At 57.1% G+C, this 20,395-nt stretch carries 16 protein-coding genes and 1 pseudogene; 16 read left to right on the forward strand and 1 reads right to left on the reverse strand.

The window, feature by feature from the left end:
- The first annotated feature begins 42 nt into the window (after nt 1-42).
- Complete coding sequence (locus tag ACR0I8_RS10480) at nt 43-1,479, forward strand: arylsulfatase (protein ID WP_170690367.1); 1,437 nt, start codon at nt 43-45, stop codon at nt 1,477-1,479.
- Between the two features lie 176 nt (nt 1,480-1,655).
- Here the strand turns inward: ACR0I8_RS10480 and ACR0I8_RS10485 are convergent, their stop codons facing one another.
- Complete coding sequence (locus ACR0I8_RS10485) at nt 1,656-2,693, reverse strand: LacI family DNA-binding transcriptional regulator (protein ID WP_170377202.1); 1,038 nt, start codon at nt 2,691-2,693, stop codon at nt 1,656-1,658.
- 128 nt (nt 2,694-2,821) lie between these two features.
- Here ACR0I8_RS10485 and ACR0I8_RS10490 point away from each other — a divergent pair, with 128 nt between their 5' ends.
- The 15 genes and pseudogenes from ACR0I8_RS10490 (at nt 2,822) to ACR0I8_RS10560 (ending at nt 20,356) form a co-directional block, all read left to right on the forward strand.
- Complete coding sequence (locus ACR0I8_RS10490) at nt 2,822-4,327, forward strand: sugar ABC transporter ATP-binding protein (RefSeq protein ID WP_170690369.1); 1,506 nt, start codon at nt 2,822-2,824, stop codon at nt 4,325-4,327.
- Nucleotides 4,328-4,338: 11 nt separating this feature from the next.
- Nucleotides 4,339-5,358: an ABC transporter permease gene (locus ACR0I8_RS10495; protein ID WP_170690370.1), complete on the forward strand. Its 1,020-nt coding sequence runs from the start codon at nt 4,339-4,341 to the stop codon at nt 5,356-5,358.
- A 20-nt stretch (nt 5,359-5,378) separates the two neighbouring features.
- On the forward strand, nt 5,379-6,425 hold the full coding sequence (locus tag ACR0I8_RS10500) for a substrate-binding domain-containing protein (protein WP_170690372.1): 1,047 nt from the start codon (nt 5,379-5,381) through the stop codon (nt 6,423-6,425).
- Nucleotides 6,426-6,544: 119 nt separating this feature from the next.
- Nucleotides 6,545-7,306: an ATP-binding cassette domain-containing protein gene (locus ACR0I8_RS10505; RefSeq protein ID WP_170690374.1), complete on the forward strand. Its 762-nt coding sequence runs from the start codon at nt 6,545-6,547 to the stop codon at nt 7,304-7,306.
- An 11-nt stretch (nt 7,307-7,317) separates the two neighbouring features.
- A complete protein-coding gene (locus ACR0I8_RS10510; RefSeq protein ID WP_170690376.1) occupies nt 7,318-8,445 on the forward strand; it encodes an ABC transporter permease in 1,128 nt (375 codons plus the stop codon).
- Nucleotides 8,446-8,529: 84 nt separating this feature from the next.
- Complete coding sequence (locus tag ACR0I8_RS10515) at nt 8,530-9,681, forward strand: substrate-binding domain-containing protein (protein ID WP_170690378.1); 1,152 nt, start codon at nt 8,530-8,532, stop codon at nt 9,679-9,681.
- 74 nt (nt 9,682-9,755) lie between these two features.
- A complete protein-coding gene (locus ACR0I8_RS10520) occupies nt 9,756-10,718 on the forward strand; it encodes a YncE family protein (protein WP_170377216.1) in 963 nt (320 codons plus the stop codon).
- Nucleotides 10,715-11,719 (forward strand): 4-hydroxythreonine-4-phosphate dehydrogenase PdxA, encoded by a 1,005-nt coding sequence (locus tag ACR0I8_RS10525; RefSeq protein ID WP_170377218.1) that lies wholly within the window; start codon nt 10,715-10,717, stop codon nt 11,717-11,719. The genes ACR0I8_RS10520 and ACR0I8_RS10525 overlap by 4 nt, the downstream gene beginning before the upstream one ends.
- Before the next feature lie 10 nt (nt 11,720-11,729).
- The gene (locus ACR0I8_RS10530; protein WP_170690380.1) at nt 11,730-12,905 is read left to right on the forward strand and encodes an L-rhamnonate dehydratase; all 1,176 of its coding nucleotides are present in this window, start codon (nt 11,730-11,732) and stop codon (nt 12,903-12,905) included.
- Nucleotides 12,906-13,817: a dihydrodipicolinate synthase family protein gene (locus ACR0I8_RS10535; RefSeq protein ID WP_170690381.1), complete on the forward strand. Its 912-nt coding sequence runs from the start codon at nt 12,906-12,908 to the stop codon at nt 13,815-13,817.
- Nucleotide 13,818: 1 nt separating this feature from the next.
- Nucleotides 13,819-15,321, forward strand: coding sequence for an aldehyde dehydrogenase (NADP(+)) (locus tag ACR0I8_RS10540; protein ID WP_170690383.1), 1,503 nt, complete (start codon nt 13,819-13,821; stop codon nt 15,319-15,321).
- 92 nt (nt 15,322-15,413) lie between these two features.
- Entirely contained in the window at nt 15,414-16,343 is a 930-nt protein-coding gene (locus ACR0I8_RS10545; RefSeq protein ID WP_170690385.1) for an SMP-30/gluconolactonase/LRE family protein, read from the forward strand.
- Nucleotides 16,344-17,008: 665 nt separating this feature from the next.
- Nucleotides 17,009-17,407, forward strand: a pseudogene (locus tag ACR0I8_RS10550) (M24 family metallopeptidase); the annotation flags it as partial.
- A 4-nt stretch (nt 17,408-17,411) separates the two neighbouring features.
- On the forward strand, nt 17,412-17,714 hold the full coding sequence (locus ACR0I8_RS10555) for a hypothetical protein (RefSeq protein ID WP_480703133.1): 303 nt from the start codon (nt 17,412-17,414) through the stop codon (nt 17,712-17,714).
- 458 nt (nt 17,715-18,172) lie between these two features.
- The gene (locus tag ACR0I8_RS10560; protein ID WP_170690388.1) at nt 18,173-20,356 is read left to right on the forward strand and encodes an esterase-like activity of phytase family protein; all 2,184 of its coding nucleotides are present in this window, start codon (nt 18,173-18,175) and stop codon (nt 20,354-20,356) included.
- The last annotated feature ends 39 nt before the right edge of the window (nt 20,357-20,395 follow it).

The following is a 20,395-nucleotide window of genomic DNA, read 5'->3' on the forward strand; positions in this document are numbered from 1 at the left end:
TTCGCCAGTCTCGAACGAATGATATCTATAGGGAGCGTCATCATGAAGCGGTTTTCGCGAACATTCCTACTGTTGCTTTCTCTTCTAATTGGCACTGTCGCCTCAGCTCAGGACAAGCCCAATATAGTCTTTATTTTTCTCGATAACTTTGGGTGGGGTGAGCCAGGGTTCAATGGTGGAGGAATAATTCGCGGCACCGCCACTCCGGAAATGGATGCTCTGGCCGCTGAGGGCTTAAGGCTTACGAACTTCAACGTCGAGAGTCAGTGCACGCCGTCCCGCGCAGCGACCATGACAGGACGATATGGCATTCGGAGCGGAAACCATACAGTCCCATTGGGAGGCGGCGTTTACGGTCTGACCCAGTGGGAAATCACGATGGCCGAAATGCTCAGGGAAGCAGGATACAACACGGCCATGTACGGAAAATGGCACCTTGGATGGACCGAAGGGCGCTATCCAACGAATCAAGGATTCGACGAATTTTACGGTGTTGAAACCACGGACGTTACAGTCTGGCGCACGCTTCCGGGATTTGCTGAAGCCAACATGGAAGAGCCTGTTGTGATGCAGGGTATTGCGGGCGAACCGGCGACCGTTGCGCGGGACTATGACTTGGACTACCGCGGCGAGATAGATGGCGACCTGACTAAGAAAGCCATCGATTTTATCGAAGCTAAGAGTGCCGAAGACGCGCCATTCTTCATCTATCTTGCTTACACGCAGACCCACTATCCAAATATCGCGTCGAAGGAGTTTGATGGTGTCACTAGAAACGGCGTCTGGGCCGACATTCTACTTCAAACAGATAGTTATATCGGACGTATCGTAGATGCGATCGAGGCGGCAGGCGTATCCAACGACACCGTGGTGATATTTACTGCAGACAACGGCCCCGAAGCTCTTCCGGTTGGAAACGCCAATGTCTCGCCGGTTCCTGCGGTACATGGTACTGCGGGGCCATGGCGCGGCACTCTGTTCACCAGCCTCGAAGGAAGCATGCGCGTGCCCTTCGCCATCAAGTGGCCGGGGAAGATCCCCGCTGGTTCAGAAAGCAATGACGTTGTCCACTCGATGGACCTTTTTCCAACACTTGCGGCATTCGCAGGCGGCAAAGTGCCGGACGACCGGGCATTTGATGGCATCGACCAGTCCCAGTTCTTTCTGGGCGTCCAGCCGAGATCGAATCGAGAAGGCGTGATCGTCTACATGGGAGAACAGATATTCGGTGTAAAATGGAAGGACTGGAAAGTTCTGTTCAAAGAGAACACAACCGCCTTTGGCGCGACGGAGTCTTTCGACACACCAAGGGTCTACAACCTTCTGAACGATCCGCATGAGCGCGAAAGCGTACTCTTCCCGCACACATGGGCGGCCGAAAAGGCGCTGCCGCAGTTGCAGGAGCACATTGCTACATTCGAGGAGTTTCCTCCGATCCCCCCAGGAACGCCGGATCCCTACGAACCACCCACTGACTGAAGGGCGGCTTTGTCCGCTCTGCCGACCTCTGAAAGTGACGCAGCTTTACGCTTGTAGCGAATGGCTAGTTCGAGGGGCCGCATCCCGGCGTACTCGCGAACGGTAGTAATGGGCCGGGAAAGTCAGGCCACATTTCTTGCACCGCCTTAACGGCTATTCCCAACTTACCCATTCGGTCAGGTTTTTCCTACCGTACTCCCAGGAATAAGCCGAAATCCGACGTCCTTGGTGGACTTCGTTGGCTCTCCATTGATTTGGGCCAGAACCATCTCGGCTGCGATCTGTCCAATCTTAAGATGGGGTACAGCAATCGACGTCAAACGATAGGGTTGAATCGCTGAAATCGGCAAGTCGCCCCATCCGGCAATTCCAATATCGTTCGGGACGCTCAATCCGATTTTTTGAGCATAGTGAAGCCCGCCAATCGCCATGTTGTCATTCTGGTAGAAAACAACTTCGATATCGCGGTGGGAGGCAAGCAGTTGCTCGGTGCCGTAGAACCCGGTGTAAAAACCCGGTGTGTCCTTCAACAGCAATTGTTTTTCCAACCGTCCGTTTGCATCTTCGATGGCTTTGGAAAAGCCGTTCAGACGCGCGGTTGCGGCATTTGCGACGTCATGTGAAGTGCCGACATAGCCGAATTTTTGATACTCCATTCCAGCCAGATAACGACCCATACTGTAGCCGCTGTCAAAGTGGTTGAGCCCCACGCACATGTCCAACGGGCTTGAATTGAAATCCCAGATTTCGACCAACGGGATACCCGCGCCGCGTAGCATTTGAATCGCTTTTTGGCTGTGCGAGCGACCGGTGATGATAAGCCCGGCGGGTTGCCAGGACAGAACGGTCTCGATCCATTTTTCCTCATGGTCGATTTCATGCTCGGTTAGGCCAAGCACAGTTTGGTGCCCGAAAGCGCCGAGTTTGCGGTCGATGCCCTCCAGAACCTGCGCGAAGATTTCGTTGCCCAATTCGGGGATGCTGACCCCGACAAAAGTGGACTTCTTGTCACCCGCGAAAACGGTCGCCAAGCGATTCGGCAGGTAGCCCAATCTGTCCACTTCGGCCATGACCTTGTCGCGCGTTTTTTCCGAAAACCCACCTTCGTCACGCAGAACCCGGCTTGCTGTCATCTTCGACACTCCCGCAGCCTTCGCTACTTCAGCAAGGCTTACTTTGTTGTTTTTACTTGATTTATCAGTGTCACTGCTCATTTACGTTACGGGTAACTCTTTTTTATTGACAATGGCCGGGTCTGTGCGAATGCTAGCGTAACGTTACGGGTAACTCAATACGATGTTGAGGAGCATTGGGGTTACCTAAGTCTAGGAGGAGGCGGCCTGTGCCCGGCACTGCGCAAAACAATCTGTTCTTTGACGGGATAAAGAAGCATTTTGGAGGCACCTATGCGTTGCGGGATGTTTCGCTAAACGTTGAGCGCGGTGAAATTGTCGCTTTGCTGGGCGAAAACGGCGCGGGCAAATCGACCCTCATCAAAATCCTTGGCGGCATTCACAAGGCGGATGAAGGGCGGGTTCTGATCAACGGTGAGCCCTACGAACATCGCCCAGGTGGGTTTGGTGAGCGCCAGTCAGTTGCATTTATCCACCAGGATCTGGGCATGATCGAATGGATGACCGTAGCCGAGAATATCGCGCTCGCTCTGGGCTACTCCCGCAAAAGCGGACTGATCAATTGGAAATCGGTGGAGAGCTTTGCACAGGACGCGTTGGACAAAGTGGGCTGTGAATTCGGCCCAACCACGCGGGTACAGGACTTGTCGCGGACCGAGAAGTCTCTTGTCGCGATTGCCCGTGCTTTGGCCGTGGATTGTGACTATCTGGTGTTGGATGAACCAACCGCATCGCTACCAGCGGATGAGGTTGAACGGCTGTTCGAAGCGTTGCGCCCCTTGAAGGAACAAGGCGTCGGCATGATTTACGTGTCGCATCGGCTGGACGAGATATTTCAGATTGCTGATCGGGTTGCCGTTCTACGAGACGGCGAGATGGTCGGTCTGCGCAGCATCGACCATACTACTCCCGAAGAACTGGTTTACATGATCGTCGGTCGCAAGACTCGGCAGGTGATGAAACCAGATACGCCTCCGGGTGCGACGCTGCTTGAAGTGTCTGGCCTGAACATGGAAGCGGCGCACAACGTCAGTTTCCAGTTACAGACAAATGAAATCGTTGGGCTTGTCGGGCTGCGCGGGGCAGGGCACGAGAATGTATCGCGCGCGCTGTTCGGGTCGGAAGGTTTTAGTGGCCAGATAACCCTGCATGGTGAAACGCCTGACCTGAGCTCTCCGCAGACTGCGATGGCCTCTGGGATTGGTTTGGTGGCACGGGACAGGACCGAGGAATCGGTCGCCATGTCGCTGACCATCCGCGAGAACACCTTCCTGAATCCGGCAGCCATCGGGCGGTCCTTGCTATCGTTCATGGGCCACCGGGCCGAGACAGAGAGCGCCGCGCGGATCGGTGCCGATGTGGCCTTGTCTCCCAATGATCAAAGCATGACGATTGAGAGCCTGTCGGGCGGGAACCAACAAAAAGTTGTCATCGGGCGCTGGCTTGAAACAAAACGCAAGCTTTTGATCTGCGAAGACCCGACCGCGGGTGTCGATGTAGGGGCCAAAGCGGAAATCTACGCGCTGTTGAATCGTGCGATGGAGGAGGGCGTTGGCATCATCGTCGTTTCAACCGACTTCGAGGAAGTCGCTGCCATCTGCCACCGCGCCATTGTCTTCAGCCAGGGTCAGATCGTGCGCGAATTGACCGGTACCGAACTGACCACTGAAAACCTGATACAGGCTGCCTCGGCCTCGAACGCCGTGGCAAGTTAAGGAATACGACTATGCAATCGCTTGAATCCAATGCGCTGGAACCGACCAAAGCCGAGTTGAAAGACGCCTCGTTAAAAACGCGAATGCTCAGGTTCTTGCCGGTTTACGGGTTGGTTCTGCTGACAGGTTTTCTGATCATCCTATTTTCGATTCTCCTGCCAAACACCTTCCCAACGCTTCTGAACCTACGGGCGATTATCTCGGACAAGGCGATCATTGCGCTTCTCTCATTGGGTGCGATGATACCGATGGCGGCAGGCCGTATCGACCTCACGGTCGGGTATGGTATTGTGCTATGGCATATCCTGGCGATCTCTCTACAGACCTTGTACGGCATTCCGTGGCCGATTGCGGTGGCGATTGTTCTGTTGCTGGGCCTGCTGACTGGTTTCCTGAACGGTCTGCTGGTCGAGGTCGCCAAGATCGACAGCTTTATTGCCACGCTTGGCACAGGCACGGTCCTGTATGCGCTGGCGCTGTGGCACACAGGCGGACGTCAGATGGTCGGCGCGTTGCCTGACAGTTTCTATGCCATCAACGGCACCTTTGTATTCGGTCTACCTATCACTGGCTTCTACGTTCTGGCGATCACTGTCGCGATGTGGCTGATCCTGGAATACACGCCAATCGGTCGGTACCTCTACGCGATCGGCGCCAATCAGCGTGCTGCGCAGTTGAACGGTATTCCGACCCGGAAATTCGTTATAGGCGCTTTCATGTCATCAGGCCTGATCACCGCCTTTGCCGGGGTGTTGCTGGCGTCGAAATTGCGGATCGGGCAAGCCTCGGTCGGTCTTGAATTCCTGTTACCTGCTTTGGTCGGGGCCTTTCTTGGGTCCACCACCATCAAGCCGGGACGCGTGAATGTTTGGGGAACAGTCGTGGGTGTCGCGATCCTGGCTGTTGGTATCTCGGGCATTCAGCAATTCGGTGGATCCTTCTGGGTCGAGCCGATGTTCAACGGTGTCACGCTTCTGATCGCAATCGGTATCGCCGGTTACGCTCAGCGTCGCAAAGGCGCCAAAAAGTAAACAGCATAAGGGAGGAGATTATGCTGAAACGGACTTTCATGGCGGTATCCGCTGCCGCGCTGCTCACAGGTTTGGGGTTTCCGGTGACCGCCGAGACAGCGTTTGACGGCCCCACCAGCGGACCCAAAGCCGCCGAGGGCAAATCAATTGTCGTCGTTGCTGGCGATCTGAAAAATGGTGGCATTCTTGGGGTGACCAATGGCGTCGAAGAAGCAGTTGGCACCATTGGCTGGGACGTGCGCGTGCTGGACGGGGCCGGGTCCATTCAGGGCCGGACCGGAGCCATCGGCCAGGCGCTGGCCCTGCAACCGGACGGGATCATCATCAACGGCTTTGACGCGGTGGAACAGCAGGCCGCACTGGAAGGTGTTGTCAGCTCAGGCATTCCAATGGTCGCCTGGCATTCCGGTCCAAAGATCGGATGTGACGCGCCCGGGGGCATCTTTGCCAATGTTTCGACCGACGCCATGACAGTATCCGAAGTGGCTGCTGAATGGGCCATGGAAGACGGCGGCGACGGGGTTGGCGCAATCATCTTTACCGACTCGACCTATCAGATCGCCATCGACAAGGCCGACCGCATTAAGGAAACCATCGAAGCTGCGGGCGGCACCGTGTTGGAATATGTCGACACGCCCATCGCCGATACCTCGGCCCGGATGGGGCCACTGACTACGAGCCTGCTGCAGAAATACGGCGACCAGTGGACCCACGCGCTGGCGATTAACGATCTGTATTTTGACTTCATGGGACCTGCATTGGCGGCGGCGGGTATCTCGTCCGACGACGGGCCTCAGGCTGGGTCAGCGGGCGACGGGTCCGAGGCCGCGTTTCAGCGTATCCGCAGCGGCAACTACCAGACAATCACGGTGGCCGAACCGCTGAACCTGCAAGGCTGGCAACTGGTGGACGAGTTGAACCGCGCCATTCAGGGCGAGGCGTGCTCGGGTTACATCACCTCGCCCGCGCTGGTGACCGAAGAAGGTCTGGCCAAACTGGGCGACAGCAATCAGTTCGACCCCGACAGCCCCTATCGCGAAGCCTACGCAAAGATTTGGGGCAAGTAACCGATCCGGTGGTCCTTGCCTGAATTGGCAAGGGCCCCGTTCGAAAAGATGACACAGCGCAAAGCCAACTCAGCGGTCTTTCGACCGCCCTGGCGGAGCTTTGCGCAAAGGAGGAAACCATGAGCGAACAGCCATTGGTTCAAATGCAAGGCATAACCAAACGCTTCGGCGGGGTGACCGCGCTGCAAGATGTCGACCTGACGGCTTATGCGGGAGAAGTGCTTGCCATCGTCGGGGACAACGGGGCCGGTAAATCCACCCTGATCAAGATCCTGACCGGCGTGTACCAGCCCACCGAAGGCCACATCCTGATGGATGGAAAACCGTTGGAGATGGCCAGCCACTCTGACGCAATCGCAAACGGGATTGACGCGGTTTACCAGACCCTCGCGCTGGCCGATCATCTCTCTCCGGCGGCCAATATGTTTCTGGGTAACGAGCTGACCAAGAACGTTTTCGGCGTCCCGTTTCTGGACAACAAGCGTATGAAGTCCGAGGCGGCTCGGGTTCTGGAAGAACGTCTTGGTGTCCGGCTGCGGTCGATGGATGTGATGACGGAAAGCCTGTCAGGCGGCCAACGTCAGGCGGTCGCGATCTCGCGCGCGGTCTATCACGAAGACTTGCGTTTGCTGGTGATGGACGAACCTACCGCCGCGCTAGGGCCGCAGGAAACGGCGCGGACGCTGAAACTCATCAAGGCGCTGCGTGAACAGGGCCTTGCTGTGATCCTTATTTCGCACTCGCTGGATGACGTGTTCGAAGTGGCGGACCGCGTGCATGTGCAACGCCGGGGCCGCGCCGTTGGCGTTGTTAAAACTGCGGAGAGTTCCGTTCAAGACGTTCTGGGCCTGATTGTCGGCGCCCAGGATGCAGCTGCGTGAAGGAGAACGATATGTCCGCGGCGATGACAAACACTGAACAAAGAACCATCATGGACCGGTTGGAGCCCTATCTGGCTTTTGTCGGGCCGATGGTGATGATCCTGGCCATTCTCATCTTCATGGGGATTGCGGAACCGGCCCGGTATTTCCGCCTGACCAACCTCAATCTGATCCTGCTGGATGCGGCGCTGTATATGCCGATGGCGATGGCGATGACCTTTGTCATCACCCAGCGCGGGATTGACCTGTCGATCGGCTCGATTGCGGCGCTGTCGGCCATTCTCATGGCCTTTCTGGTGAAACAATACGGTTTTCCGGCCTGGGTAGCTGTTCCTCTGGCGATTGTGCTGGGCGCGATCATGGGATTGATCAACGGTCTGGTTATCACCCGTTTCAAAGTGCCGGACCTGATCGGAACGCTGGCGATGGACCTTGTTTATCGCGGTCTGGCGCTGGTTATTGCAAAAGGTCTGGTACTCGCGCGTTTCCCCGACCTGATCACCGAAATCGGACGTGGCCAGATTCCGGGTTTTATTCCGGTGCCTGTGGTGCTGGGCTTGATCACAATGGCGATTGGCTATGTCGTCCTGACACGCACCTATTTCGGGCGCTACACGATTGCGATTGGCTCGAACCCCGAAGCGAGTGAAATGACCGGTGTGGCCGTCGATCGGCACAAGATCTATGCCTATGTGCTGATGGGTGCCGCAGCGGCAATGGCAGGTGTCATGTTGACCGGAAAGCTGAATGCTATTCAGGCGACCTCGGCACCGTATTTCAACCTGCATGTCATTGCCGCGGTTGTCGTGGGCGGCACGTCCCTGTTCGGTGGACGCGCTTCGATGCTGGGCTCTCTGGCCGGTGTGCTGCTGCTGTCGATGATGATCAACGCACTGGTGACTCTGCGGATCGAGTTCTTCTGGCAATCCGTCGCCTCGGGCGTGGTGATCGTCAGCTCGGTCGCGCTCTACACCTGGATGCAAAAGAAAGACCGGGACGGGGCGCAGGGCCTGCTGGCGGGTCTGCGCAGTAAAGAGGCGCAAAAACTCATCCGCTTCTCGGCCGCTCTGATCGGCGCACTAATCCTGTTGCTTGCCCTAGGGGCGGGACTGGCAACTGAGCCTACGCCAAGCGGCTAAGGCAAACAAAAGTGGTGCGCCCGGAGGTAGGAGTCCTGGCGCACCTGCAAGGCCCCACAATGTTCGCGAAAGGGAGGACTTACCGTGAAACAATTGAACAAAGCACTACTGACGACAAGCGCATTTTGCCTTTGTGCCACTACAGCCTTTGCTGATGGGCACGAAAAGCTACCGCTTAAGGAACTGCCGGGTATCGAAGATCGGGACTACTGGGTCCCGGGCGAGGTTAACGCCGACGGCAAGTTGGAAGCCTTGCAGGCGATGACAGGAGCCGAAGCGGTCAAGTATGAAGGCACTCAGGATGCACCTTTGCAGATCGCACTGATCTATCCTTCTGCTGACACCTCCGACTTCTGGGCGCGCAACTATCTTGCGATGACTAAACGTCTGGACGAGCTGGGTATCGAATATGAAACCACCGAATTCGCCAGTCGTCAGATCGAACACAGCCTGCAATCTACCTATGCCAATCAGGTGGTTCAGGATGCGGACTTGTATGACTTCGTGATCTTCGGCCCGTCGGAACTGGCCATTCAGGCCGACAATATCGACAAGATGGCCGGAAATGACGGGTTTGCAACCTTCGTCTGGGCCTTCCACACGCCGCCGAAAGAGCTGACAAATCAGCCTGATGCGTGGTTCGACTTCAGCTCTGCCGCCGGAGCTCTGACCATGTGCGACTATATGCTGGAACGGCTGGGCAGTGACGTCACGATGGCGATGAACCGCGGAATTCCGGGCATCACCGACGACCAGCGTTCAGGTGATTTCAAGGCCTGTGTCGAAGAGAAAGGCAACTGGACCACGGTCTATGAACATTACGGTGAGTACCAGCGAGAAGGCGGCTTTGAGGGCACCAGCTTGATCCTGCAAGCCTATCCCGAAGCCACGATCATCCACAACGCCAACACCGCGATGGCCATGGGATCGGTCGAGGCTCAGCTTGCGGTCGGGAAAGAGAAAGACGTGTTCTCGACCGGTTGGGGCGGCACCGGGCTTGAGCTGGACGCCATTCGCCGGGGCGAGCTGGACGCAACGCCCATGCGCATGGGTGACGATGTGGGCGCGGCGACAGCCGAAGCAATCAAGGCGCATATGGAGGGCCGGCAGGACGAACTGCCCTTTGTGTTCTTGGGCCGGATCACCGTTGCGCATGACCAAATGAGCGCTGAAGAGATCGATGCGCTGGAACAGGAAGCGTTCCGCTTCTCGGGCGTGGGCGCATTGGAGCGCTGACAAACCCGCTTGTGGCTGGCCCTAGCGGGACCGGCCACAGGCACCTGAAGTAACCAAAGACGGAGAGAGCCCGAATGGCGCAATCCATGATGTTGATTGAAAAATGCAGCCATTGCGTGAGCTGGTATGACATTGAAACCGGTGCCCGGCAGGGGCGGTTGGATCTGCCTCATTTCCCTCATGAATTCGTGGTCGATGACGAGTTTCACTATGCCTATGTCGGTCACTACGGCGTGCAGAATTCCGGTATCGAAGGCACCGATGGCCGGTCCGTGATCGTGATCGACATCCGCAAACAGGAAATCGTGCACAGCTATGATCTGGGTGAGCATGCCCGCCCGCACGGGATTGGGCTGGACGGGCAGGGGCGTCTTTACGTGCTGTCGGAATGGACAGGCCATCTGCTGGTCAAGGAAGACCCCCGTGCCTTCGATCAAGGCTGGGATCACATCACGCCCACTGGTGGCACCAAGTGTCATCTGTTTGCGCTGACCAGGGACGGACACACAGCGTATTCAATGAACCTGACTTCGGGCGATGTGACCGTGTTCAATCCCTATGATGCGTCGGTTTCGCCGATCCCAATCAAGACCGGAAAGAAACCTGAAGGGCGCTGCCTGCGGGAACAGGCACAGACGCTCTATACCTCGCAGCGTATCTCGAACACCGTCGCCGTGGTCAACACCAACACGCTTGAGATCGTGCGCACCTTTCCAACGCCAGATGATCCCTGCCGCATCTACTACGACGAGAAACGCAACCGGCTGGTAACGATGAACCATTTCGGAGGGTCGTTCTCGGTATTCGATGAAGCCACGGGCGAGATGTTGCACGAACAGAAAACGCCCGCGAACCCGCTGGCACTATGCATCGATGATGAGGCCGCATTTGCCTATATCGCCATCGATTGCGAACAGGTGCAGCGGTTCAACCTTGATACGTTCGAGGTGGTGCAGACCTTTGATACGGGCAAGGAACCGGACGTGATGGTCATCTTGCCCGACGGATTTTCAAAACACTGGGAGAACGCGGCATGACCAAGCCTCGTATCGCTATTGTGCCCGGCGACCCTTCGGGGATCGGACCGGAACTGATCGCCAAACTGCTCAATCAGGACGGCGTGCAGGAGGCCGCGGATATTGTGCTTGTTGGAGACAGTCATCTATGGCGGCGCGGCGCGGAACAGGCTGATCTGAACGTGCCGATCAACACGGTGGATGCGGTGGCAGATCAACCGGGCCTGTCGCATCTTGAGCTCGATACCATCGCGCCTGAGGACGTGAAGATCGCCGAGGTCACCGTCGAGGGCGGTACGACATCGCTCCGCTGTCTCGACAAGGCGATGGATCTGGCGATGGCGGGACAGGTGGATGGTATCCTGTTCGGCCCGTTCAACAAGGCCGCAATGACCGCCGCCGGGCTGAATGCCGAGGACGAGCACCGCTATATGGCGCGCTACATGGGACATACTGGATATCACTCTGAACTCAACGTTCTGGATGAGTTGATGACGACCCGCGTGACCTCACATATCGGGCTGAAGGATGTGGCGGCCAATATCACCGAAGACGGGATTTTGAAGGCGGTTAATCTGGCCAATGACACGCTGCGCAAAGCAGGCAACGCACGTCCCAATATCGCGGTGGCGGCCTTGAACCCCCATGCAGGCGACAACGGCAAGTTTGGCCGGGAAGAAATCGATATTCTGGAGCCCGCCGTGCGCAACGCGCAGCAGAAACAGATGAATGTGACCGGCCCGTGGCCCTCAGACACAGTGTTCCTGAAGGCGCAGCGGGGCGAGGTCGACGCGGTAGTGACCATGTATCACGACCAGGGTCAGATCGCGATCAAGCTGATGGGCTTTGAGCGCGGCGTGACCGTGGCCGGCGGCTTGCCCATTCCGGTCGCAACCCCCGCGCATGGCACGGCCTTTGATATCGCCGGACAGAACAAGGCCAATCCGGGCGCAACGCGGCAGGCGTTTGATCTGCTGGTGCGCATGGCCAAAACACATCGCGCCGAACGCCGCGCGGACTGAGGAGACCAAGATGACCAAGATTAAATCCGTGCGCACCCGCGTCTGGAACTGGACTGGACCAACCGTGCCGCCGACGGGCAATTTCTGCACCAACGCCTCAGACGTGCTTTACGAAAAAGGCGATGCGATGTCGTCTTTCCGGTTCCATCAATGGCTGACCTGCGAGGTCGAGACCGAAGACGGCACCATCGGCATCGGCAACGCGGCATTGGCTCCTTCGGTGGTCAAGGCTGCCATTGACGAATGGTTTGCTCCGCTGGTGATCGGCGAAGACCCGTTCGACTATGCCTATCTGTGGGAAAAGATGTACCGTCGCAGCCATGCCTGGGGGCGTAAGGGCATCGGGATGACGGCGATCTCGGCTGTCGATCTGGCGATCTGGGACCTGATGGGCAAGCTGACGGGCAAACCGGTTTTCAAGTTGCTGGGCGGTCGCACGAAAGAGAAAATCCCCGTCTACTACTCCAAGCTCTATTCCGGCCCCATCGAAGTGATGCAGGCCGAGGCCGCAGAGGCGCAAAAGAACGGCTATTCCGCCTACAAGATGCGGTTCGGCTGGGGCCCCAAAGATGGTATGGCCGGGATGCGCGAGAACCTCAAACGGGTCGAGGCCGTGCGAGAGGTCATCGGTTATGACGTCGATCTCATGCTCGAATGCTACATGGGCTGGAATCTCGATTACACTAAGCGGATGCTGCCCAAACTTGTCGAATATGAACCCCGCTGGCTGGAGGAACCGGTGATCGCCGATGATGTCGAAGGCTACCGCGAACTGAATGCGATGAATATCGTGCCAATCTCGGGCGGTGAGCATGAATTCTCGGTCATCGGCTGCAAGGACTTGATCGAGAAAAAGGCCGTTTCGGTTCTGCAATATGACACAAACCGGGTGGGCGGGATTACGGCATCGCAGAAGATCAACGCGATCGCCGAGGCGTTTCAGGTGCCCGTGATCCCCCATGCGGGCCAGATGCACAATTACCATCTGACAATGGCAAACGCCAATTGCATGATCAGCGAGTATTTCCCCGTCTTCGACGTCGAGGTCGGAAATGAGCTGTTCTACTACATCTTCGAAGGGGATCCGGCAGCCGTGGATGGGTTCCTGGATTTGGATGACGACAAGCCGGGTCTGGGGATTGAAATCACCGATAAACATCTGAAACATTTTGACATTACGGAGTAGATGATGACCTACACCGGTATCTGGCCCGTTGCGCCAACACCGTTCAACGAGAACGGAACGCTTGATCTGGACGGGATGAAGCGCGTTCTTGATTGTCTGATCGATCAGGGCGCGGATGGGATCTGTGTTCTGGCGAATTTCTCGGAACAGTTCCTGATCTCTGATGCCGAGCGCGAGACTTTGACTCGGCTGAGCCTTGAGCACGTCTCAGGACGCGTTCCAATGATCGTGACGATCAGCCATTTCGCCACTCAGATCGCGGTGGAACGGGCGCAATTTGCCAAGGACTTGGGTGCGGACATCGTGATGATGATGCCGCCCTATCACGGGGCGCTTCTGAAAGGGAATGCACAGCAGACCTTCGAGCAGTTTGCTGCAGTGGGCGAGGTCGGCATTCCGATTATGGTGCAGGATGCGCCTTTGTCGGGTATCGACCTGCCGGTGCCTCTGCTGGTGCGTATGGCGCAAGAGATCGAGATGGTGAAGCTGTTCAAGATCGAATGTCCCCGTGCCGCCAACAAGCTGCGTGCGCTGATTGCCGAAGGGGGCGACGCGATTGAAGCGCCGTTTGATGGGGAAGAGGGGATCACCCTGCTGGCCGATCTGGATGCGGGGGCCACGGGGTCGATGACTTCAGGCATGATCGTCGATCAGATCAAACCAGTGATCACCCATCACCATGCAGGCCGCATTGACGAGGCCACCGTCGCTTATGGGCGTGTCGCGATGGTGATCAACCATGAAAACCGCCAATGCGGCTGGCAATCCTGCAAGGCTGCGATGGTCGAAGGTGGTGTGATCCGGTCCGAGTTCTGCCGTCACCCGATTGACCTGCTTCAACCGGCGATCCGCGACCGTTTGATCGACCTTTTAAAACCTTTGGACCCGATGGTCCTGAAGTGGGGAAAATAAGATGATCCTTGGACAAAACCTGATCGACGGAAACTGGGTTGGCTCAGAAAACCAGCGTGCCTCAGATGATCTGGACGGGCAGAGCTTCGCTCAGGTGACAGCTGCGCAGGTCGACGAGGCCTGTCGCGCCGCCCGCCGTGACTTCCGTGCTTATGCGGGCAAGTCGCGGGCCGAGCGGGCCACATTCCTGCGTACGATTGCCGAGCAGATGGATGTTCTGGGGGAGGAGATTACCCAGACCGGCATGGCTGAGACTGGACTGCCCGAGGCGCGCTTGGTGGGCGAACGCGGCCGTACCACCGGTCAGTTGAGCATGTTTGCCGATCTGATCGAAGAGACCGGGTATCTCGATATCCGCAAAGACGGCGCACTTCCTGATCGGACGCCACTCCCCCGTCCTGATCTGCGCCTGACGCACAAAGCCATCGGCCCTGTGGCCGTCTTTGGTGCGTCGAACTTCCCGCTCGCCTTTTCCACGGCGGGCGGGGATACCGCCTCGGCTTTGGCCGCTGGATGCCCGGTGATCGTCAAGGGCCACAGCGCCCATGCGGGTACCGCTGAATTGGTGGCTCAGGCCATCGCCAAGGCGATTGAGGTCTGCGATATGCCGACGGGTACGTTCCAGATCGTGCAGGGATCGGGGCGCGAGGTCGGCTCGGCCCTTGTACAGCATCCAGATATCCGCGCGGTTGGCTTTACCGGATCGCTGGCTGGGGGCAGGGCGCTCTATGATCTGTGTCACGCGCGCCCGAACCCGATCCCGTTTTACGGCGAGCTTGGCTCGGTCAACCCTATGTTCTGTCTGCCCGCCGCTATGGACAAGCGTGCGGCAGAGATCGGCGCGGGCTGGGCCGCGTCTCTGACCATGGGGGCCGGGCAGTTCTGCACCAACCCCGGCGTCGCGGTCATGTTAAATGGACCAGATGCCGACGCATTAGAAACCGCCTGTGTGGCCGCACTGAACCAAACGGCGGAACAAAAGATGCTGACCGACGGTATCCTCGATGCATACGAACAGGGCGTCCGCGCCTTCCGTGATCTGATGACCGAGGTCACGTCCTCCGGTTCTGCCGTGGGCAAACGCGCAGCCCTGCCTGCGTTGTTCAAAGTCAGCGCTGCAGAGTGGATGGCAAACCCCAAATTGCAGCACGAAGTGTTTGGCGCAGCGGGTATCATTGTTCTGTGCGACGACACGGATCAGATGGTGGCTCTTGCCGAAGGACTGGAAGGCCAACTGACCCTTACGTTGCACATGGATGACGCAGATCATGACTTCGCCGGTACCTTAATGCCCATTCTCGAAGAGAAAGCCGGACGTTTGTTGGCCAATGGCTTTCCCACGGGTGTCGAGGTGTGCTCGGCGATGATGCATGGCGGGCCTTACCCGGCCAGCACCGACGTGCGCGCGACTTCCGTCGGCACTCTCGGTATTGCGCGATGGCTGCGCCCGGTCAGCTATCAGAACATGCCTGGTGCTTTGCTGCCGAATGAACTGCAGGGCTGAGGATCCACGTCAGGCCATCTGTGGCCTGACCCCAAAACGCCACGAACGCACAGGTTCGGCGGCGGCTAAAGGACAAATAAAGGAGCAAATGGATGTACGGCGTTCTGGACGGCACCGGATTTGAGGTCCTCGAAAAAGAGTTCGAAGCCTGTTTCATCGGCCACGCGCGGGTCGAAAGGTTGTGGACCGGTGCGCGCTGGTCCGAAGGGCCAGCCTGGTTTGCCGCCGGGCGTTATTTGGTCTGGTCTGACATCCCCAACAACCGCTTGATGCGCTGGGATGACACCGATGGCTCGGTCTCAGTGTTTCGGCAGCACTCGAACAATGCCAATGGTAACACGGTGGATCGCGAGGGTCGGTTGGTGTCATGCGAACATCTGACCCGGCGTGTCACAAGGACTGAACATGACGGCTCTATCACGGTTCTGGCGGACGAATGGAAGGGAAAGCGCCTGAATTCTCCCAATGACGTTGCTGTCAAATCCGATGGCTCCATTTGGTTCACAGACCCTTCATACGGGATCATGATGGACTATGAAGGTGAGCGCGCCGAAAGCGAGATCGGGGCGTGTCATGTGTTTCGTGTAGATCCGATGTCAGGCGAGGTGACAGCTGTCGCCACCGACTTCGTGAAACCCAATGGCTTGGCCTTTTCGCCGGACGAGAGCGCTCTCTACATCTCCGACACGGGCATAACCCATGACCCGGACGGTCCTGCCCATATTCGCAGGTTCAGTGTCTCTAGCGATGGAAAAACTCTGACGGGGGGCGAGGTGTTTGCGAAGTGTTCCGCAGGGCTGTTCGATGGCTTTAGGCCAGACCGCGAAGGCCGCATCTGGAGTTCCGCCGCGGACGGTATTCATTGCCTGAACCTGCAAGGAGATCTAATCGGCAAGGTGCACATACCCGAGATGGTAGGAAATGTTTGTTTTGGCGGGGCCAAATTAAACCGGCTCTTTGCGGCGGGTACAAGCAGCCTTTACGCGATCTATCTCAATGTGAACGGTGTCTCACCGGTTTGATTTTACTTGCTAAAGTAGAGTTGTAAGCTGGGGAGACATCAGCAGAAGTAGACGCAAATCCCAATCGAACGTTTCTTGAACTAGTCACAGCACAAGCTTATGAAAGGACTGCTACTTTTTTAAGAAACCGCTTTTAAAGCGTTCTTTGTGCCTGCCGTGCAAATCGTAGTGCCCGGGTCTGCAAGGCATTTTTAGATGAACCTAGCGAATGTCCACAATTTGAGTAAGACTGCAGCATTCAAGCACGCAGTCGAATGGCATGATTGAGCCGGAACTGACCAACCTGCCAGGCGCCCGCACTCCCACCCAATTCTTTTCCAGATGAAAGATACGGAGACGCGATAAGCCTCAAACCCGCGTCGTATTCTGGAACTAAGCTGACATTCTTCACAACCGTTTAATCTGTAGCTTTGGGGCTCGCTCATGGCATTCTCTATGTGTGTCCCGACTGAAAGCAAAAGCGCATGCCGGCCATTAATCGTGCTTTGGGATTTTGCTCATGCAGCAGGTCGCGAACCAAGTAAGCCGGACTTCGCCTGGTCGGACGTGACTAGATCCACAGCACAGGCCTGATCCGACAGACCGAAGGCTTTCAATAGCGGACTGAGCCAGAACAGCGACACCGCAGAGTTTGCTACAATCCTTAACGGGGCGCGCAGCGTAGGCTCTACCAGACCGCGCCGCGGCAGGTATATCACAACATGTCCATCCTGCGGGCGGGTATGAGTCTTCGAGACTATGCTGAACAGGCCTTGGATGTTGCGGAGAAATACTATGCCAACCGTTTCTACCTGTCGTCGCATGATTGCGGGATGACCGGCGAATTTCCCTATCTCTACCACCGTGGTGACTCCCGCGATGCGGGCTATGACGGTGTGATCGAGGCGGGCGTGACCATTTGTGTCGAAAGCTATATCGGTGAGGAGGAGGGACATGAGGGTGTTAAGCTGGAACAACAAGTGCTGGCGACAGAGACCGGCGTTGAACTTCTGTCGGAGTTTCCCTTCAAAGAGAGCCTGATGGACCTTAGTTTTCAACCCGCATTTCCTCAGCCGCGGATCTAAGAGCGTGCAGGCAGTGATAGCGGAGGGAGTTGACGTCAGCTGCACCACAAACCCGGCGCAGGCGTTTTTCAAGGTTATCGACTGGGCGGCTCCCGGTGCGAAGGTGACCTATGCTCTGGACTTGTTCCTGACCGACGCAGCGCTCGAAACAACAACCCGCGGACGTTTTGATCAGAGGCGGGCCCATCTGGTCAACAACGTATCTGGATCCGTCGAAACACCAAGTTCGCTTAAACCGCGATTAAAAGTAAATCACCTGCTGCCAACAAGCCGATCAATGTACCCAACGCTCAAGCACTTCAGTTGATTCCTTACGGAGGACATCGAATTTCGGAAACTCTAACGACAGCTTTGGCTCGTATGGCTCCAGTTCCATGTTTGTTTCCCGTATCATGCAGAAATCTGTGCCGATTACAGCATCCGTGACTTTGAGCTCTGACCAAATCATCCCCACGCGACTTATCCAAGGGAAAATCCGTATGGGAAATAAGGAAACAGCGACAGGAGGTTTGCGCCTGAACGAGTTTGCCACGGTTGGCTCATGTGAAAGCACGGGACGCGACCAACACGAGTATCTCGCCTCGGATAGAAACGCTGAATATTTGCGACACCACCTTTGATCTGACGGTGTTCGAATTGGTCACTGAATACGATGCGAACTTCATTTTTTTTTGCGTTTGTCACCAAACTGAATCCAAACCGTCACAAAACCGCAATGACCCGGGTTCATCCCCTTCTCATCCAAGTGAGAGAGGATACCACCTGATGTCGTTGCGCTTTGCCTGCCTGACATCTGCCCTTGCCCTGACCGCCGGCCAGGCTTCGGCAGAAATGAATTTCAACCGAATTGCTTCTTTCCCCGTCGTTAAGAATATGGCCGAGGGAACTGATACCGAACGTGAGACCTCACCCGAGATCATCGCTGCGACCGCAGACGGGATGACGTTGGTCTATACAGATAGCCCGTTGGGTGTAATCGGCATGGTCGACATCACCGACCCAGCGAACCCGGCACCTCTGGGCGCGATGGAAGTGGGCGGCGAGCCGACGTCAGTTGGGATCGTTGGTGGGACGGCTTTTGTGGGCGTGAACACTTCGGAAAGCTACACCGCTCCGTCGGGCAAACTGATCTCGGTCGACATCGAACGCAAGGCGGAAACCGGCGCCTGTGATCTGGGTGGTCAACCCGACAGCGTCGCGGTTGCCCCAGATGGCAGCTTTGTAGCCGTAGCGATAGAGAACGAGCGGGACGAAGACCTGAACGACGGCGTTATCCCGCAACTGCCCGCCGGATCGCTGGCGCTGGTGCCTTTGAAAGACGGTGCGTTGGATTGCGGCGGCATGAAGATGGCCTCGCTGACTGGTCTGGCAGACGTCGCGCCCACCGACCCCGAGCCTGAGTTTGTGGACATCAACGCTCTGGGCGAAACCGTCATCACTCTGCAGGAAAACAACCACATCGCGGTTGTTGACAAGGACGGGAACGTAGTCAGCCATTTCTCGGCTGGCGCGGTTGATCTGGAAGGTATTGACGCCACGGACGAGCGCGGCGCGCTGATCTTCACAGAAAGCCAAAAGAGCCGTCTACGCGAGCCTGATGCGGTGAAGTGGATCGACGACAACCATTTTGCCACCGCCAACGAAGGTGATTACAAAGGTGGCTCGCGCGGCTGGACGATCTTCCACAAGGACGGCACCGTTGTTTACGAGAACGGCACCGATTTCGAGAAAGCCATCATCCAGATCGGGCACTATCCCGACAAACGCTCAGACGCAAAAGGTGTAGAACCAGAAAGCGTAACTGCAGCGACCTTTGGTGGTACGCCGATGATCTTTGTGGGTGCCGAACGCGCCTCGGTCGTGGGTGTTTACGACGCCACCGATCCGGCCAACCCGGTTCTGAAACAACTGCTGCCCTCGGGCGTGGGGCCGGAAGGCTACGTTGCTATCCCTGAGCGCAATCTGCTGGTCTCGGCCAATGAAAAAGACCTGATCGAAGATGGCGGCCCGCGTGCGCATGTGTCGATCTTTGAATATCAGGATGCACCCGCCGCTTATCCGCATCTGACCTCCGCCGGCGCGGATGAGTTGATCGGATGGGGCGCGCTGTCCGGTCTGGTCGCTGATGAGGACGGCATGATCTATGCGGTCAATGACAGCTTCTACGGCTTCCAGCCCTCGATCTTCAAGATCGATCCCAGCCAGCAACCTGCCCGCATCATGGACGTCATTCGTATCCACCGTCAGGACGGCAACCCGGCGCAAAAGCTGGATCTGGAAGGAATTACGCTGGACGGCAAAGGTGGCTTCTACGTCGCCTCTGAAGGCCGAACCGACCGTGTCATCCCCCACGCGATCTACCATGTCTCGGCCGAAGGCAAGATCAAGGACCGCAAGGGTGAGATCGGCCTGCCGCCGGAACTGATGGCCGTCGAAAAACGCTTCGGGTTCGAAGGCATTACCAAGGTTGGAGACACCCTGTGGATGGCAGTTCAGCGCGAATGGAAGGACGACCCCAAAAACCACGTGAAACTTGTCGCCTATAACCTTGAAACCAAGGAATGGGGCGCGGTGCACTATCCCAAAGCTGACCCGGAAACTGGTTGGGTAGGTCTGTCGGAGATCACTGCATTCGGTGACCATGTTTATGTCATCGAACGCGACAACCAGCACGACCACCGTGCAGTTACCAAGAAAATATACCGCATCCCGCTGTCTGAAATGACCCCGGCCCCGCTGGGTGGTGAGCTGCCCGTGGTCAGTAAGGAAGAGGTCCGTGACTTGCTGCCCGACCTGACTTCGACCGGCGGCTACGTACTGGACAAGATCGAAGGTCTGGCCATCCTGCCTTCGGGCGAGGCATTCGTTATGACCGACAATGACGGCGTCGATGATGCCTCGGGCGAGACGATGTTCTGGTCGATCGGCTCGGTTTCGGCTGGGAACTAGACTAAACATCAGAAATCAAAAGGCCCCGCGCAGAGATTG

This window comes from Ruegeria sp. BG9, assembly GCF_056538305.1.